Raw genomic sequence first — 17,061 nt, forward strand, 5'->3', positions numbered from 1 at the left:
CTTGGGTGACCGGTATCAAAACGCCCGCTGAAGAAAATCTCCTCAGCAGGCGTTGTCATCGGCACACTCGTTTTTGCCCTTACAGACTGATAGCTCGCGCAGAGTCCTGAAGAGGTGGGCAACTGTCTGGGTTCGTCACAAACGTTGGTTTTTTCTTCTCCTCGGGTTGCTGCTCACGAGGGACCTCAGAGACGACCTGGGACTGTTGTGGCAGCAGAAAATGCGCCAGTGCAGGCAGCAGAATCAATGCACCAAGCATGTTAAAGATGAACATGAACGCCAGCAAAATCCCCATGTCGGCTTGGAATTTAATTGGCGAAAACGCCCACGAAGCCACGCCCAGCGCGAGTGTCACCCCGGTCAGCATCACAACCTTCCCGGTAAACGTCAGAGCTCGGTAGTAGGCTTTTGACAGGCTTTCACCTTGGCGAAGTTGCCCTAGGACAATTGTCAGCACGTAAAGCGCGTAATCCACGCCAATCCCTACCCCTAGCGCAATGACAGGCAAGGTAGCCACTTTGACGCCCATGCCGAGTGAAACCATCAATGCCTCAGCGAGGATCGAGGTCAATGCCAAAGGCACGATTGCACAGACCACTGCCCGCCAGGAACGGAAGGAAATGAAGCACAGCAGGATGACCGCGCCGTACACCCAGAACAGCATTTCATGGCTCGCCTTCTTGACCACAATGTTGGTCGCAGCTTCGATGCCGGCATTACCCGCGGTGAGTAAAAACTTAACATCAGCGGTATTGTTTTTGGCAGCAAATGCTTCGACTTTGTCCACCACCCGGGTCAACGTGTCGGCCTTATGGTCTGCCAGGTACACAAACAGGGACAGAAGGTTGCAACCCTGATTGAACATTTCACGGGGCGTGCGGTTGGCCACGGTGTTGAGTGTCCATTGGTTGGGCACCAACTCGTACCACTTCGGATTGCCTTCATTCATACCGACCGTGATACGGCGACTCAGCAATGCCAGGGAGTTGGTTCCCTCAACTCCCGCGACATCGTGTATCTCCCACTCAAGCGCATCCACCAACGCCTGTGTTTTGTAGGATGTGCATTGGTCGTTTGGGGTCTCGACCATCACCACCAGCACATCACTACTCGCCGAATAGGCCTTGGCCATAAAGGCATTATCGAGGTTGTATCGCGAATCGCTGCGTAGCTCAGGCGCTCCAGGATCAAGGTCGCCCACTTTAAGGTGCAGACTCACCATGAAACCTGCCACTCCGAGAACAGCAGCCACCACGATCGCAACACTGGCCCATTTGCGCTCGGTAAACAGGTCGAGGAATCGCCACACCACGTGTTTTTCGACGCCCGCCGCCTCGCAATCCTTCATGCTGCGCTGGGCCGCACGTTGGCTGACACCGGTAAAGCTCAACAGCACTGGCAGCAATATTAAGTTAGTGAAAATCAGTACCGCCACACCGATGCTCGCGGTAATCGCCAGCTCCTGAATCACGCGGATATTAATGACCAACAAGACCGCAAATCCGACGGCGTCACACAACAAAGCCGTCAACCCGGCAAGGAAGAGGCGTCGGAAAGTAAATCGTGCAGCGACGAGTTTGTGCATGCCGCGACCGACGTCCTGCATGATCCCGTTCATCTTCTGTGCGCCGTGGCTAATACCAATGGCAAAGACAAGGAACGGCACCAATATTGAATAGGGATCCAGGGTAAAACCGAGAATCGGCAGGATGCCCATCTGCCATGTCACGGCGACCAGCGAAGTGACAACCACCAACAGCGTGCTGCGAACGCAACGCGTGTACCAATAAACCGCGGCACCAGCGATCACGATCGTGAGGCAAAAGAATACCAATACCAAGCGGATGCCGTCGATCAGATCACCCACGACCTTCGCAAAGCCCGTGATGTGCAATTCGACACCTTTGGCGCGGTACTTGTCTCTTAGTGCCTCCAGTTGCTCGGAGAACTGTTTGTAGTCGAGAGCTTTGCCGGTCTCAGGATTAGTATCCAGGAGCGGTACGAATATGATGCTGGACTTGTAGTCGGATGCCACCAACTGCTCTGCATCGCCGGAGCGCTCTACGTTGGTGCGAGTCTGCGCGATGCTTTGAGGCGATTGATCGTAATTGTCTGGAATGACCGGACCGCCATCGAGCCCTTCTTCCGTGACGCCCAGCCAACGCGTGTTCGATGTCCATAATGACTTCAAGAACGCTCGATCAACACCCGGAATCAGAAAGACTTCATCGCTCAGTGCTTTTAGCGTATCCAGATACGCCGCGTCGAAAATGGTGCCCTGCTTAACCTCGACAGCAATGCGCACCGCATTGCCAAACCCCTTCATGTCGCCCTTATGCTTGAGGTATTGCTCAATGTAAGGATTGCCTGTCGGAATCGTTTTCTCAAAATCAGCGTTGATCTGCAGCTTGGTTGCATAAAATCCGAGAACCAATGTGATCAATAGACAAACAATGATGACTAACAAGCGATTGTTGAAGAACAGCCGCTCCACCAGCGATCCGGATCGCTTGTCAAACTCCTCCAAGCTACCGATAACAGGTTTGGTATCTTCGCAAATATCGATCTTCATTGTGTGCTCCCGACAACGCTGGACAAGCTGATCTTGGTGACGCCACGCATACCGACCACTACCAGGCTTCCATCAGCCGATTGTGTGATGCCCGCCAACGGGGGCAATTGCTTCAGCGGTGCCAATTGAAAACTGTTGCCCTTGTCACGACTCAACAACAACTGTCCCGATTGGTTCACGAGGACAAATGTCCCGTCTTTCAACTGAACGCTGCCGGTGATCGATGCGCTGTATGGGACTTCAACCTTGGTCCAGTCAGCACCACTGTCCTCTGATCGATAGGCACTGCCACGCAAGCCACTCACGATCAGGTGATCATTGGAATTAACGAGTACGTCGAAGTAACTGCCCTCATAGGGTGTCTGGACACCTACAAACTTGTCCCCGCCATCTTCAGAGCGGAATACGCTGCCTTGCTCGCCGGCGATGTAGAGGTTCGAACCACTGCCGCCGATTGAATAGAGATGCAACCCCGTAGGGTTGTCCATGTGGGATTGCCACGGCAACCAGGTCTGACCACCATCATCCGTACGCAGAAGGAGGTTGTAGGCACCGATGATGTAGCCTGTGCTTTTGTTGACGAAATACACGTCAAGAAATGGTTTATCCGGACCATCGGAGACCATCAGTTCGGCCGCTTTGACCTGACGCTCAATGTCGTCTGGGTCACCGTCCTTACTTTGTAATCGATCCTTCGAGGCACGAAGCAGTATCTGGGCTAGCTCAATGCCGTCCAGTTGCTTATCCCACGTTTCACCGCCGTCCTGGCTGTGCAACAGGACACCACCATGACCGACAGCCCATCCCTCTTTCGCGTCGACAAATTGAACAGACGTCAATGTCACGCTCACAGGAACTTTCGCCTGACGCCACGAGACGCCATTGTCATCCGACAGCAGTACGATGCCGCGCTCTCCTACCGCTACCAAACGGTTGGCAATCGCGGTGACAGCCACCAATACCGCACGCTCGGCATACGGCGTAAATTGGGCAGGCCGCTCCAATGGCCCAGGCACGACCGCCTGAGCAGCCCAGGAAGAGGCCAGCAACAACGCGCCAGTGAGATATCCACCAATCGCTCGATTACAACGCATAGACCTTCTCCATCATTTTTTGTAATTGTTATCTGACGTTTACGCCTTTGAAGAACATCGCCGATTTTCAAAAGGCGCCGGCGTGATCATTGCTAGAGTCGTCCATTTATTTCACGCCAATTTCAATCCATTCAATTAAGTTGGCACACAGGTTTAATTGGCAATCTCTGCAACACTGCACATTTCGCCAACCGCTGTATTCCGACTTACGCACGTAGACATTATTTTTATTAACTAGCTGGATGACTTCGGCATTCATCCAGTTGAGAGCCCTTTCGGGCCCTCAACATCCAGATCCGACTTAACGCACACCCTCGCCCGACATGGCTTCAGGTGTGAAATCAGCCGACTTTGCATCGGTGAGCATTTTCAGGTGATAGGTATACGATGGGTTGGTCCAGTTAGTCGCGCCAACACCACTCCATCCCCCAGTCTGCAAGTTGTGGGTTGACCACTGCAGGTTTGGATAGACAAAAGGGCCATCTGGCATCAAGAAAGGCAAGGCAATTTGCGTACGCCAAAGTTGCCCTTGTCCGTCCCAGCCGTCGGCTAGGATCGCGCCCCAAGTATCTTCATCCAGGTAATAACGGCGTTTAGGTACTACGTGCCGCTTGCCCGGTGCCAAATCGGCTTCTACCACCCAGACGCGGTGCAATTCCCAACGAGTCGAATCAGGATTGATATGGTGCGGCAGCAGTTGCTTCTCAATCGATACATCTTTTTGCAGGAACTTATTGTTGTTATAGGGAATATAAATTTCTTTCTTCCCTACCAGTTTCCAGTCGTAACGATCCAGGTCACCCAGGAAAATATAGGATTCGTCGTAGTACTCCATCCCCGAGTTGATATCCGAGGGGGTGTCATAACCCAGTGTCGGGGCTTTACGCACTCGACGTTGCCCTGGAAGATATTGCCAGGCTTGACGCGGTTTGTTGATCGAGTCGACGAGAGCGAATTGCTCACCGGATTTAACGGGTGGATCGGTCATCCACACACGCAGCAACTCGGTCTGCCCTTTGAAAGTGTCAAGCGAACCGTTCTTGTTGTAGTAAGGAAACAAAGCTTTGTTGTACCCCCGAACGGACAGTACGAGCTTTCCGTCAGGCGTACCGACATAGTTGTTGAACGCAAAGGAGGTCGCCTCCCCTACCCATGCCAACTTGTGGTTCCACATGGCCTCCGCGCCGCTTTTCGGGATCGGAAACGGAATACCACCATAAGCACCCTCAATCCAAACGTTACCCTCCACCATCTTGGCGCGAGTGGCGTTGACAAACGTATTGTCGTACACCCACTGTGGAGCTGCCGCTGTACGATGAGTTGGATAAACATCCAGTCGGTAACTGTCTGGATATTTTTTCAGCATGGCTTTGATGCCGTCAGTTAACTTGTCACCATAGGTATCCATGTTCTTTGAAGTAATGGAAAACAATGGTTTCTCATTGGCAAACGGATCCGGACGTGACTCACCGTTTTTATAGCCGGCAGGTACTGTAGTGTAACCGCCATCCCAAGCCGGTATGGTGCCGTCCTTATTACCTGCTTTTTCTGCGCCCATGGGGGTGAGCGTTGTTTTAAGTTTAGCGGCTTCATCAGGCGCCACTGCGGCCAACACATGCGAAGTGGAGAGTACAACGCCCCACATCGCAGCACATAAGATAGTTTTTTTAGCGTGCATATTCACATCTCCTGCTCGGCTTATTTTTATAAATTAGAGTGAGCGCTGGACTGAAAACGCGACGAAGTCGCGATCTTTCAGAGACTGGCCATAGGAATAGGATTGAACCGGTGTGTTAGCGGGTTCAACACTCGTTGCTTCACCCCCGAAGAAGCCGGTATACGACAAACTGAATTTCCAGGTTTTCAAGTAATCCGCTTTTACTCCAACACTGAAATCTCCACCGTGGTTTACGCTGAAACCAGGGTTAATAACCGAAGACTTACCAAAGAGCCCGTACCCCACACCAATGGGTACGGTTAGATCCACCCCATCCATCACTTGGTAGTAGGCAGGCTCGAAAATCATGCGCACGGCACCTGCGTCGCGTGTGGCATTCGGATCCAGGGCGTCGGCATTTTTGGTGATGCTTAAACGCCGGTTCCAAGCCACCTCACCGATGAAGCTGCCGCCTTCCCATAGCGGCCCGGCATTGAGAAGCCCGATCCAAGAAACTTGGCCGTGTGCCGTCCTGCCGACTGGATAGAGAGGGTGGTTGTCGTTGTTAATTTCAACGCCAGGCAACACAGTGACTGCGCCAGCCCGCGGGACGAGGGGCATGTTGTCTCGAACCGAAAACTCACCGGCAACGTTGGTGTCGCCAACGGTCGTGCTGAAACTTACACCGAGTGCCTTGATTTTCTCCGGGTACACCAACTCATAGGTCGTCGGCGTAAACGCCTCACTCAAGTTGGTATGAACAACGGGACTCTTGGCGTTGTATTGAATGGCATAGATCCCGAACTCCCCATCGATGTCTTCTGGTCGATAGCGAAGCTGCAAACCGCCTTGGCCAGAGTCCTTGGCATCCTTGTCTTTTCCTCGGATAAAGCTCGACCCTGGTCCGGCGAGAATTCGTTCGCCACCTTCATCCAACAGGTCGACCGTGGAAAAGTAGCTGCCAGCCGCGGGCAAACGGTCAGCCTCCCAACGGAGCTGATAGTAGGCACCCAACGCTAGATTGTCCCTCAGCTGTATCTGGCCTGAGATCTGCGGAACAGGACGCACCAACTCTTTGAACTGCGTACCAGGAACCGATAGCAGCTTGACGATATCGGCAGGGGCTTGACCGCCCGCGATGCCATTGGAACCGTAGAACAAGCTCTCGCCATAGAGGACAGTGTGTTGACCCACTCGCAGAGTTGCAGGCATTTCGCCTATGTCGGCCTTTCCGAAAACAAAAGCATCCAGCAGTTCAGCCTTGCGCCCGTGTAGTTTTTCGGTATCCGATGTGAACTCGTCATAGCTGACGGAGGTGGAGTTATTCGTAAATGGGGAATTGTTATCATTTTTTCGATTGTAGACGCTGTCGTACCAGCCCGCGCCACTGACACGAAGGCCCATATTATTCTTGCTCAAATCGAATTCTGACAGAAGGTCCATTCGATTCGAAATAAGACCTCTCTCAAAGTTCCGATCACCATCATCCTGGTTGACATCACCTGTCAACTTCGATGACTGCTCTTTTACTCTCCAGGCAGCGCTGTATTTTAACGTGTTGTCCCAGCGTATCTTGAGGTCTTCAACGCCTGTATTGAACTCAAATGCACGCGCCATCGGAGTGGCAACAGTGGCCATGGCCGTAATGACAGCACACGCCACAGTCCGATACTGATACATCGGATACTCTACACCTTTACGCTCCGCGCACGCAGAAGCACTAACTTTTTTTGTTGTTTTAACCATCATCTCTCTTCACCCACTTAGTTATTATAAGTACGTCTGGTCATGAAGAAGCGTCGATCTCTACAGCTATCCAAGCGAGCGAATTGTTATCAGTTATTATTTCACCCTACCAAAATTTACGAACAGCAAAGACCAGAAAGCATGGCAATCGATTTACTTAAAGCTCTCTATCGCGAATCCGTCGCATCACCACGCCGTAGTACCGCCGTCAATTTTTATATCCGCCCCGGTGATGAAAGAGCTTTCATCGGATGCAAGAAATAATGCTGTCGCCGCTACTTCCTCTGGCTTCCCAATTCGGCCCAACATGATCTTTCCGATCATGACATCGACCCACTCAGGATCCTCCAGCAATGGAAGTGTCTGCTTGGTTTCGATCAAGCCAGGAGAGATGCTATTGGCCCGCAACCCGTAAGTACGCCCTTCCATCGCCAGCTGCCGAGTCATCGACAATACCGCTCCTTTCGCTGCGGAATGCGCAATTCCTGGCAGCATGCGATAAGTCGACCAGGCCGATACCGAAGCAGTATTGATAATGGAAGCGCCCGGAGATTTAATCAGTTCGGGCCAGGCGGCGCGTACAAGATGGAAAACCAGATTCAACTCCTGATCGATAGTACGGTGCCAATCGTCATTCGAGATCTCGTCGATCCAGCCAAAATAAGCCATTGCGGCGTTATTGAATAAAACATCGACCCGACCGTAAGTCGCAACGGCAAGGTCAACCAGCTGCTTGCACTGGCGCACATCAGTCAAATCACAATCGCTCAGGGAAACCATCTCCCCACCCATTGATCTGACTTCATCAATCGTTGCGTCTGCTGCTTCCCGATTGATATCACAGCCGACGATTTTTGCGCCTTGTTTGGCGAACATCACTGCCGAAGCTCGCCCCATCGAACCACCAGTCCCTGTGATGATACAAACCTTTCCCTTGAGACGATCACTCATAACGTTCTCCTACGTATTGGGTAGTCAACGTGTTGAAATCGTGCCCTTTTCGATAGCCATAAGATGGCTTACCGAGTTAGGAGCGACTGACAGGGTGAGTCCGATATTTGTTTACCTGGTAGGAATGACCACTAGATAAGTGATAGCTGCACGTCATTCGCCGAATAGCCAAAAAAGGTGAAGACTTTGCGATATATCTTCCATCAACATGTCAGCGCTGCACTTATTAACGCCCAAATTTAAGCAGCGTTTTTTTTGTCGCGGATACGATTGAGTGTGGTATTAACCGCCTCGCAGTACGAAGCTTCCATCCCATCGGCAAAGGCCTGCTCTTCTGGGCTTCCAACTTCTACACCTTCAAGTGAAAATGTGAAGGTGAAACGCAGAAACAGCGTGCCATCTGCTTCTTCTTCGATGATGTTCTTGATAATGCCGCGCGCCTTACCAGAAATACGCACGAATTCGACACGTTCTTGTGGGAACAGTGTGATCAGCTCTTGCAGCGTCTCGCCATTCAACAACACTTCGCGAATGAAAGGGTTACCGCCTTCGGCTTCTTCCACCACGGTGCACTTCTTGATTGGCAGGACGTAACCGATAGGGTTGCGTGCCTTCTCTTCCAGGCCTGCCCATACCTGGTCGCGATTCAATTGAACCGCACCCGCCGGGTTGACTTCCAGGCGTTTACTTACATTGATCATGTTGCTCTCCTTTTATTATAAAATTTGCAGCCGCTGATTGGCCGCACACCACAAACTGCGTTGTTTTAATACGAATAAAACTTCAGATAGCCAGGTATCCGCCATCCACCGACAAGGAAGATCCGGTCACGAAACTGGAGGCATCGGACAAGAGCCACAATGCGGCGGCAGCCACCTCTTCGGGCTTGCCAAAGCGACCAATCGGATGACGATCACGCAACGCCTGAAATTGATTGGCGAAGTTGTCTTCCTGGCTCAGGCGAAGAATCATGGGGGTTTCGATGATGCCCGGGAGGATGGCGTTGACGCGAATACCGTGAGGGCCATAATCCACGGCGGCGGCCTTCGTGAGACCCAGGACACCATGTTTGGCCGCGACATAGTCAGAGGCGGCAGCGATGGCTACAGCCCCAAGCGCGGAGGCGGTGTTGACGATCGACCCTCCCCCGGCACCAAGCATTGCGCGCACTTGATGCTTCATGCAGTAGAAGACCCCGGTCAGGTCGACCTTGATGATTCGGTCCCAGGCTTCAGCGGAAATTTCATGTAGGGGCAAGTGACTCTGTTCAATGCCCGCATTATTGAATGCGCCATGCAGGACGCTAAATCGCTCCACCACTTCGTCAATAGCAGCCTTTACGGCCTGCTCATCAGTGATATCGCAAGGGATCGCATGAACCGAACCGCCATTGGACTGGACGATCTCAACGGTATCGTTCAGACCGGCAACGTCCCGATCCAACATGATGACTCTGGCGCCAGCCTTGGCAAACGCAATAACCGAGGCTCTGCCGATACCACCTGAGGCGCCAGTGACAATAATATTGCGCTGTTTCAAATCAATCATAGCAATCTTCCATTGGCGACTTTTTTGTTATTCATCTCGTTGCTGGCCAGTGCCGCACATTGCGTTTCGCTGGTGACTTCCAACAACCATGACTGCCTTTGTCTATGCTCCTGCTCAGCTGTAAGAGGCTGACCAGAGACTCAACTGTAGGGAGCTAGACGGTGACTGGCTAGACGAAAAAATCACTAAAGACTGTTGCTTTAACGCACCAATCAGCGATCGAAGGACTATGCTCTGACGGTATGTGGTCTTTCCCTGCGTAATGCTTCCACTGCCGAACAAGTCCATGGTCAAATGCTGCGCCGTTGCGATACCGACACAGCGGATTGAAAGGTGAAGCTGGGCAACGCTCACAAGCAGGCAACGAGTAAAAGTGCTGGTTAACGCGGTGAAATGTCGATCCGCGCAAGGCACGATCAATCAGCACACCTCGCCACCTCACTGCATGGATTTCTACAGGAGAAGACGCTGAATGAATGACCTGAACGACCTGTATTACTTCGTACTAGTCGTCAAGCATGGAGGGTTTTCACCTGCCGCGAGAGCAACAGGCATTGAGAAAACCTTGCTCAGTCGTCATATCGCCTTTCTCGAGAAGCGAATCGGCGCACGTCTGCTGCACCGCACTACTCGCCAAGTTTCACTCACTGAGGCGGGTCAACATTTCTATGCGCTGAGCCAGGCAGTTGTAGACGGTGCCCAGACGGCCTATGAGAGCGTGGAGCATCTTCGACGCGAACCGGTAGGCCTCGTGCGCTTGAGCTGCCCGCAAGTCATGGCCCGAACCTACTTGTCCCCTCTTATGCCCATCTATATGGCTAAGTACCCAAAGGTACGTTTGGAGTTGAGCGCCGTTGACCGAGAGGTTGACCTCTATGAAGAGCGGCTCGACATCGCGTTGCGAGCGCGAACCCAAATTGAAGAAACCGCGGCTCTGGTGGCTAAAACCCTGGGTACTGTAAGACGGATACTGGTTGCTAGCCCTGCATTTCTAGATCGCGTGGGACGCCCTATATCGATCAAGGCACTATCAGCCATTCCGACACTTTGCCTGCCAGCTGACATGCATGATGGCGTAGGCCGCTGGCTGCTATACAACTCCGCGAACGAAGAGGTTCTTCTCACTCATACGCCCTGCCTGATCTCAGATGATTTGAGCATGCAGCTGGACGCGGCGATCAATGGCCTGGGGATAGCGATGATGCCAGAACCGATCGCTGTCGATTCGGTTCATGCCAATCTCCTTGAGGTGCTGCCGTTATGGGTAGGACCGCCACACCTCATTCATTTGGTGTACCCCAAGCCCAAAGGCATGCTGCCCTCTGTCCGCAGTGTAATCGACTACTTGAGCCTGCATTTGCCCCAGCTAATTCTGGAAGGAAAGATTAATCGCGAAACGTAGGCTTGCGTTATTGCCACGCCGATTGCTGGCTTTTGAGCACCCGACTTACCATCTCACGCAGCCATTTATTTTGCGGGTCACGGTGAAAGCGATCATGCCAGTACAGGTCGATCTCAAAGGTAGGGATCGGCAAAGGCAAGGGATGGATAGCTAATGGGAAAAAGTGCGCGAGCGACCTGCCCAATGCGCAAGGTAGTGTCCAAACCATGTCGCTTTCCAGCAATAAATGGGGACTGGACAAATGTTGAGGCACGCGCATCTTGATGCAGTCCTTCCCACCCGCATCGATCAGGGCACGCTCCACTGCCTGATTGCCAGTCTTCCCCGCCTCGACCAGCAAATGATCGCAGGCGATGTAGTCTTCCAGGGATAAGGGCTTGCCGGCCAAAGGGTGTTCGCGACGCATAGCACACACAAAATGTTGGGAAAAAACCGGCAGGCGATGAATATCGGTTTGAAGGGTGGGCATGAACCCTAGCGCCAGATCTATCCTGCCGGTTGCCAACCCATTGAGGGTTTCATCCATCCCACCACCAACCGTGTTGATCCGTGCGAGTGGTGCAACGCTGGACAGCTTTTTTAATATGGGTGGAAGGCACACGACCTCACCCACGTCGAGCATTCTGAGGGTGAACGTCTTTCGACACAGCCCTGGATCGAACTCGACCATCTGGCTCTCCACCGCCCTGATCAGGGTCAGCGACTCCAACAGCCGCGGCGCAATCTGAATGCAGAAAGGTGTAGGCTCCATGCGCCGCCCAACCAGCATGAACAAGCGATCACCGTAGGTCTGACGCAGGCGCTTGAGACTGCTACTGACTGCTGACTGAGTGACCCCCAGATTCTGCGCCGCGATTGAAGTCGAATGATCTCGCCAGAGTGCCTCAAAAATATAAAGCAGATTTAAATCTTTCATCGCCGCGCCTTGACCACTAATTACGAAAATACAGAGCGCCTGCCGACCAACCTCTACCGGCTACGACCAGCAAGCGCTAAGGCACGTCTACTTGGAAGGATGACTACGCAGTGGCTCGAATCAGATGCGTCTCAGGGGCACTGGCAAACACAGGGGAAAGATCAATGTTAATTCGATAATCTTCGATGAGATGCTTGTCGTTAAATCGCAGTACTACGCAGCAGGGCACACCTACGGTAGTACCGTTGTGTTTGGTGTAATAGCTATCGAACTCCAGGATGGTTACATCATCTGACGGGGTCCAGTCACCGGTTAAAACGTGCTCCATCGACACGATCTGCGAGTTAAATATGTCAACCGCCGCCTTGATCGCGGCTTTGCCAACCAATTTAGGAGCGTTACCAAATCGAAACTCGACATCGTCAGCCAGAAACGTCAAAAAGGCTTCGATATTCTTATTGTCGATGTAGTCAAACATCTCTTTCATTGCGTAGCTCATAGAGTCGTTCTCATTGTTGTTTTGATGACACGACTCTATTTTCAGCCCATTGATATGGCAATACGGCAAAAATACCAAAGCCTGTTGCGCTGTCGCACCAATCACGAAGTGATTCGTACCTTTCAGAACACCAGTTGCTGGCCCCGCAAAAATCCCAGCCTGGTCATGATACTTTTTCGTTGTGCGTATCGATGATGGAACATCGTCACGCCGGCCCTCTTTTTAAGCTCGCGACTGCTTATGAACCACAAGCAAGGCCGTTGCGTGCCCACACCTCTTCCAGTTCGGCCCGATGCTGCGGCGCCGCGATGTCCAGCATTTTGCGCACCCTCTGTTTCAGCGTCAGGCCACGCAAGTCAGCCACACCAAACTCAGTGACAATGAGCCCGGCATCACTGCGCGGAATCGTGACCGGACCGCTGAGCCGCGCAACAATTCGACTCTTGCTCCGTGCGCTAGATGGCAGAGCAATGATCGGAAGACCACCTTTTGACAGGTGTGCCCCGCGAATGAAGTCCAATGATCCACCAATGGCACCCAGGTAACTGCCTGCAGCCACTTCAGAATTGACTTGGCCAGTGAGGTCCACCTCCACCGCCGAATTGATCGCCACCAGGCGCTCCTGGCTGGCCAGCACTTGAAGATCATGAGTGTAAGCGCTAGAGCGCAGCTGTATGGAGGGGTTGCAGTGGGCAAACTCATGAAGCGCTTGACTACCGATTAAAACGCCACCAATGCTGACTCCAGGATCCCGGCACTTGCGTGAATTATTGATCACACCGCTTTGCATCAATCGCATGACGCCGTCGCCAATACTGCCAGTGTGGACGCCAAGATCCCTATGATCGGTCAAGGCACTGAGCACCGCATCAGGAACGGCACCGATGCCCGTCTGCAGCGTTGCACCATCTTCAACCAGTGCGGCGATATGTTGCGCTATCTGGATATCGATATCACGAATGCCCCCAGCATTGGCATCGTTGGCAAGAGGGCTGCGATTGGTGTAGACCACTGCATCAAGATCGCTCAGCTTCAATGTGCGCTCCCCGTATGTCCAGGGAGCTTGCTGATTAACTTCCCCAATCACCACCGCGGCGTATTCCAATGCGCTAATCAGGTACTCGTTAGCCAGGCTGAGGCTGTGTCGACCGTGCGCATCAGGTGGCGACAGTTGCAGCATCAACACATCAATGCGCAATTCGCCACTGCGCAATAGCTCGGCCATCTGCGAGTAGTGGCAAGGAAGAATGTCCAGCACGCCTGCATCGGCCAAGGCGCGATTGGCGCCCGCTCCACAGTAGGCAAGAAAATCCACTGCATCAGCGTGTTCGGGTCGACATGTATTCGTGTTGGAAATGCCAAGCAAGACCCGGACTCGATTGAAGTCATGCCGTTGAGCCATGAGCGCACGGCTAAGGATAATCGGCTCCGCGTTCGCCTGGCCCCATAACACAGTGTCACCAGGTCGGATCAAGTCGGAGAAATCCGGTGCATCGGGATTGAGTTCGATAGCCATGAAAGTAGCCCGCAAAAAAAGAGCCGGCCGCTGGAGCGCAGGGCTCAGGGGAAATGGCGGCCTTGGTGGGCCGCCATGGGAATCAGAAAACCGAAGACGGGTGTTTTGCCAACGGGGTGACCTGGATGGTCATGTACGGGAAGAGCGGCAGGCTCGACAGCAGGTTATGCAGTTCGTCGTTACTCTCCACGTCAAAGATACTGATGTTCGAGTACTTGCCCACTACGCGCCAGAGATGCGGCCACTTGCCCGAATTCTGAATCTCGATAGCGCGGGCCTTCTCGGATGCCTTGATCTGCTCGACCTGTTCAAGTGGAATGTCGCGAGGAATATTTACAGTCATTTCTACGCAATACAGCATATGGTGCTCCTAAGTATTGTTGTTGAAAACGCGCCTCCGCTGCCGGGGGCGCGATAACTCAGACGAGCTCTTCGGTCACGAAGGGCTTGAGTTGCCCGATGAACGCCTTGCCATGTTCGAACCAGGCTTTGCGGATATCGGATTCGATGTAGACCTGATATTCCGCTTCGCTGGCAAACCAGCACTCACCGATAGCGTCGATACGGCCCACGTCCAGATAGGGAACATGGGTGTCAGTAGGGTTGCCAGCAACCAAACGCACTTCATATTTGTGAAGGCCCGGCATTCCGGCAGACATCTGGAAATGCACGATGCACTCCTTACGGAACTGCTCGTCACTCATGCCTTCTGGTTTAACCAACAGATAAAGAATACGGATCATCACGACCTCGATGCTTGGCTGAAGATTCGCAATCAAGCGATCTTCGGGTTTGGGGGAGTTGTAGGGGGGGTACCCGGCTCTGCCGAGACTTGGGCATCCAGTTCTTCGATTCTGAGGCCCTTGGTTTCCGGGAGCAGCAGCAAGGCTACGACGGAGATAGCGTAAGCGCCTAGACAGAACATGCCGATGGCCTGAGCTAGGCCAACATGGGTTGATAGTAGGCCAACACCGGTGATGGCGGTGGCGCCAACCGATTTGCCGACATTGTAAGAGAAGCCCATGCAGGTAGTGCGCACATGAGTTGGGAACAGCTCGCTAAGAAATGGGCCAAGCGCTGCATACATCCCGATGGCCGCGAACCCGACCAGAAAGCCCATGATATGAGTGATCAGCGGGTTGAGCGGGATTAGCATGTAGGTAACGGTGACAATCCAGGAGATCAGCGACAAGAGGATAAGCGTCGGACGCCGACCCAGTTTGTCAGACAGGTAAGCGGTGCTTGCGAACCCAGCAAAACAGCCCACCGCCATGACGAGGATAGTAGCGATCAACGAGGCTGACTCCACGCCCCTGTCCTTGAGTAGCGAAGGAATCCACACCAGGATCACGTAGCAGCCCGCCTGAAGGCCGATCACCAACAGACTGGATAAAATGGTCAACTTAAGATACTGCGGTTTGAACACGGTCCAGATCGAGGCTTTGGGCGCCTTGCTTGCGGCAGCCAGCACAAAGGCATCGGAGTCTTTGACATGCCGACGGATGAAGAGCACCACCAGCGCCGGAATGACACCGAACCAAAAAGCTGCACGCCAAGCGAGGTCGGCCGGAAAAATGCTGAGAATCACAGTAATGATGATGACCGCCCCGGCCCAGCCGAGGGCGAAGCCCGACTGCACAAAACCCATCGCACGACCACGATTGCTAGGGTTAATGACCTCCGCCATCAGTGCGGCACCCACCGCCCATTCACCACCGAAGCCCACACCTTGCAGGGTTCTAGCTATCAGAAGCTGTTCATAGTTCTGTGCAAAGCCGGCAACCACCCCAAAGAAGGTGAACCAAACAATAGAGAAGATCAGGATACGTACGCGGCCGTGTCGGTCGCTGAGAATGCCTGCGACCCATCCGCCGATTGCGGCTGATAGCAGCGCTGCAGTACCCACCATGCCGGCCTCGGCCTTGGTGAGCCCCCACAAGGCGATAATAGTAGGCAGCAGAAAACTGAACATCTGCATGTCGTAGGAATCAAGTGCCCAGCCGGAGTAGCAGGCCCAGAATGTCTTGCGTTCGCGAGGCGAGCCTTTCCTGTACCAATCGAACATATTGACGTTCCTTATTGTTATTGGATTTCTGCTCATGGCTCGGCTGGCCACGATGTGATTGTTGCCAAGTTCAAAAAAACCTCAGTCGACTTCACACTGACGGATGCATTTCAGAACCTGCATTTGCAGCATGAGGGAGATTTCCCTGGTCGCCCATTTTTGGTTGTGGAAGGCCCTCTTTCACATTGCCAAACATCACGCCTTTCATTCAGAGTGCGACACCAGCACGTCTCGCACCATGCTCGCGACAGGTAACCCATTACGCTGATAAATGCGTGTAGTCGCCAGACCATGACCGGACAGAACTCGATCCGGATCATTGAGAAATAACAACCAGTCATTGGCGTCGATTTGAGGATTGTGAAACCAAAGACTCTGATTGAGGCTGCAGACGTTGTACTGCCGCCTTGTGTCAGGCAGGGACAACGATTGCGCTAAACCTCGGTTGAGCCAGCAGGCGGAGATGTACGCCAGGGCAGCGTGGTGCAGGCACCCCTCATTCGGCAGCGGCTGCTTGAGGCGCACCCAGTAGCCAATCTCACTATTTACCTGCGGCTGATCAATGCTTATCTCGTCATGAATCGGCCGCACGTCCAGAACCGAACAATCAGTAAACCGCAATTGGAACGCCTCACAGCGACGCGGATGACTCACCGCCAGCTCGGCGAGCGTTGGTAGACTTTCTGGTTCTGGCAAGCGTCGTTCGAGCGGACGGGGTCGGACACTGCTCGCTTCGGAGCGCTGGAACGACACGTTGGCACTGAAGATCAGCCCAGTACCTTGCACGCCGTACACATGCCTGCTGGACACATGCCGGTCGTCTTGCAGCAACTCCACGCTGTACTCAATGGAATCGAGCGGGTGAGCTTCCTGCAAGAACGTCATCTGCAGCATGCTCGGGCTACGCCCGCTTACGCTCTGCGCTGCGGCCCAAAGCGCTTGGGCAATCAGCTGCCCACCATAGACGCCGCCGTTTACGTCGATATCGCAGACATGGCTGCGGTATCGGTTCTGCCCATCCGAATCCAGAGCTAGCAACTCGATCAGGTCGCGCTGGTCCCAATATTGTCTGGAGTTGTACAGCATCATGGTCGG

Annotated in this window: 15 protein-coding genes; 1 reads left to right on the top strand and 14 read right to left on the bottom strand. The window is 53.2% G+C overall.

All coding sequences use genetic code 11. The features are described from left to right. Window positions 1-79: 79 nt before the first annotated feature. The 7 genes from JUI81_RS01165 to JUI81_RS01195 all read right to left on the bottom strand — a co-directional run bounded on the left by JUI81_RS01165 (window position 80) and on the right by JUI81_RS01195 (window position 9,568). Complete coding sequence (locus JUI81_RS01165; RefSeq protein ID WP_204123456.1) at window positions 80-2,572, bottom strand: RND family transporter; 2,493 nt, start codon at window positions 2,570-2,572, stop codon at window positions 80-82. Further along, the gene (locus JUI81_RS01170; RefSeq protein WP_204123457.1) at window positions 2,569-3,666 is read right to left on the bottom strand and encodes a YCF48-related protein; all 1,098 of its coding nucleotides are present in this window, start codon (window positions 3,664-3,666) and stop codon (window positions 2,569-2,571) included. Before JUI81_RS01170 ends, JUI81_RS01165 begins: the two co-directional genes overlap by 4 nt. A 301-nt stretch (window positions 3,667-3,967) precedes the next feature. Next, the gene (locus JUI81_RS01175) at window positions 3,968-5,344 is read right to left on the bottom strand and encodes a DUF1329 domain-containing protein (RefSeq protein ID WP_204123458.1); all 1,377 of its coding nucleotides are present in this window, start codon (window positions 5,342-5,344) and stop codon (window positions 3,968-3,970) included. Window positions 5,345-5,377: 33 nt separating this feature from the next. Then, window positions 5,378-7,003 carry a DUF1302 domain-containing protein gene (locus tag JUI81_RS01180; protein WP_204123830.1) on the bottom strand — a complete coding sequence of 542 codons (1,626 nt, stop codon included), beginning with the start codon at window positions 7,001-7,003 and terminating at the stop codon, window positions 5,378-5,380. Between the two features lie 252 nt (window positions 7,004-7,255). Then, complete coding sequence (locus JUI81_RS01185) at window positions 7,256-8,020, bottom strand: SDR family NAD(P)-dependent oxidoreductase (protein ID WP_204123459.1); 765 nt, start codon at window positions 8,018-8,020, stop codon at window positions 7,256-7,258. Between the two features lie 239 nt (window positions 8,021-8,259). Next, window positions 8,260-8,721: an SRPBCC family protein gene (locus JUI81_RS01190; protein WP_204123460.1), complete on the bottom strand. Its 462-nt coding sequence runs from the start codon at window positions 8,719-8,721 to the stop codon at window positions 8,260-8,262. 82 nt (window positions 8,722-8,803) lie between these two features. Continuing rightward, the gene (locus JUI81_RS01195; RefSeq protein ID WP_204123461.1) at window positions 8,804-9,568 is read right to left on the bottom strand and encodes an SDR family NAD(P)-dependent oxidoreductase; all 765 of its coding nucleotides are present in this window, start codon (window positions 9,566-9,568) and stop codon (window positions 8,804-8,806) included. Between the two features lie 472 nt (window positions 9,569-10,040). Between JUI81_RS01195 and JUI81_RS01200 the strand changes: the two genes are divergently transcribed. Then, window positions 10,041-10,970: a LysR substrate-binding domain-containing protein gene (locus tag JUI81_RS01200; RefSeq protein WP_204123462.1), complete on the top strand. Its 930-nt coding sequence runs from the start codon at window positions 10,041-10,043 to the stop codon at window positions 10,968-10,970. 7 nt (window positions 10,971-10,977) lie between these two features. Here JUI81_RS01200 and JUI81_RS01205 read toward each other — a convergent pair whose 3' ends face one another. From JUI81_RS01205 to JUI81_RS01235, 7 genes are all read right to left on the bottom strand, one after another. Further along, window positions 10,978-11,886 carry a LysR family transcriptional regulator gene (locus tag JUI81_RS01205; protein WP_204123463.1) on the bottom strand — a complete coding sequence of 303 codons (909 nt, stop codon included), beginning with the start codon at window positions 11,884-11,886 and terminating at the stop codon, window positions 10,978-10,980. Between the two features lie 103 nt (window positions 11,887-11,989). Continuing rightward, window positions 11,990-12,490 carry a nuclear transport factor 2 family protein gene (locus JUI81_RS01210; RefSeq protein ID WP_204123464.1) on the bottom strand — a complete coding sequence of 167 codons (501 nt, stop codon included), beginning with the start codon at window positions 12,488-12,490 and terminating at the stop codon, window positions 11,990-11,992. A gap of 133 nt (window positions 12,491-12,623) precedes the next feature. Further along, a complete protein-coding gene (locus JUI81_RS01215) occupies window positions 12,624-13,901 on the bottom strand; it encodes an acetyl-CoA hydrolase/transferase family protein (protein WP_204123465.1) in 1,278 nt (425 codons plus the stop codon). An 82-nt stretch (window positions 13,902-13,983) separates the two neighbouring features. Continuing rightward, window positions 13,984-14,262: a muconolactone Delta-isomerase gene (gene catC, locus JUI81_RS01220; protein ID WP_204123466.1), complete on the bottom strand. Its 279-nt coding sequence runs from the start codon at window positions 14,260-14,262 to the stop codon at window positions 13,984-13,986. Between the two features lie 58 nt (window positions 14,263-14,320). Further along, complete coding sequence (locus JUI81_RS01225; RefSeq protein ID WP_204123467.1) at window positions 14,321-14,644, bottom strand: 4-methylmuconolactone methylisomerase; 324 nt, start codon at window positions 14,642-14,644, stop codon at window positions 14,321-14,323. Window positions 14,645-14,676: 32 nt separating this feature from the next. Further along, window positions 14,677-15,966, bottom strand: coding sequence for an MFS transporter (locus tag JUI81_RS01230; protein WP_204123468.1), 1,290 nt, complete (start codon window positions 15,964-15,966; stop codon window positions 14,677-14,679). Between the two features lie 204 nt (window positions 15,967-16,170). Beyond that, entirely contained in the window at window positions 16,171-17,055 is an 885-nt protein-coding gene (locus JUI81_RS01235) for an acyl-CoA thioesterase II (RefSeq protein WP_204123469.1), read from the bottom strand. Between the last annotated feature and the right edge of the window lie 6 nt (window positions 17,056-17,061).

Origin of the sequence: Pseudomonas sp. 008 (assembly GCF_016861935.1) — a bacterium.
GTDB lineage: Bacteria > Pseudomonadota > Gammaproteobacteria > Pseudomonadales > Pseudomonadaceae > Aquipseudomonas.

What these genes read in the sequence shown, in the direction of transcription:
- JUI81_RS01175 (WP_204123458.1), bottom strand. Translation starts at nt 5,344, where the DNA reads ATGCACGCTAAAAAAACTATCTTATGTGCTGCGATGTGGGGCGTTGTA.
- JUI81_RS01235 (WP_204123469.1), bottom strand. Translation starts at nt 17,055, where the DNA reads ATGATGCTGTACAACTCCAGACAATATTGGGACCAGCGCGACCTGATC.
- JUI81_RS01225 (WP_204123467.1), bottom strand. Translation starts at nt 14,644, where the DNA reads ATGATCCGTATTCTTTATCTGTTGGTTAAACCAGAAGGCATGAGTGAC.
- JUI81_RS01200 (WP_204123462.1), top strand. Translation starts at nt 10,041, where the DNA reads ATGAATGACCTGAACGACCTGTATTACTTCGTACTAGTCGTCAAGCAT.
- JUI81_RS01180 (WP_204123830.1), bottom strand. Translation starts at nt 7,003, where the DNA reads ATGTATCAGTATCGGACTGTGGCGTGTGCTGTCATTACGGCCATGGCC.
- JUI81_RS01165 (WP_204123456.1), bottom strand. Translation starts at nt 2,572, where the DNA reads ATGAAGATCGATATTTGCGAAGATACCAAACCTGTTATCGGTAGCTTG.
- JUI81_RS01215 (WP_204123465.1), bottom strand. Translation starts at nt 13,901, where the DNA reads ATGGCTATCGAACTCAATCCCGATGCACCGGATTTCTCCGACTTGATC.
- JUI81_RS01185 (WP_204123459.1), bottom strand. Translation starts at nt 8,020, where the DNA reads ATGAGTGATCGTCTCAAGGGAAAGGTTTGTATCATCACAGGGACTGGT.
- JUI81_RS01190 (WP_204123460.1), bottom strand. Translation starts at nt 8,721, where the DNA reads ATGATCAATGTAAGTAAACGCCTGGAAGTCAACCCGGCGGGTGCGGTT.
- JUI81_RS01170 (WP_204123457.1), bottom strand. Translation starts at nt 3,666, where the DNA reads ATGCGTTGTAATCGAGCGATTGGTGGATATCTCACTGGCGCGTTGTTG.
- JUI81_RS01230 (WP_204123468.1), bottom strand. Translation starts at nt 15,966, where the DNA reads ATGTTCGATTGGTACAGGAAAGGCTCGCCTCGCGAACGCAAGACATTC.
- JUI81_RS01195 (WP_204123461.1), bottom strand. Translation starts at nt 9,568, where the DNA reads ATGATTGATTTGAAACAGCGCAATATTATTGTCACTGGCGCCTCAGGT.
- JUI81_RS01205 (WP_204123463.1), bottom strand. Translation starts at nt 11,886, where the DNA reads ATGAAAGATTTAAATCTGCTTTATATTTTTGAGGCACTCTGGCGAGAT.
- catC (WP_204123466.1), bottom strand. Translation starts at nt 14,262, where the DNA reads ATGCTGTATTGCGTAGAAATGACTGTAAATATTCCTCGCGACATTCCA.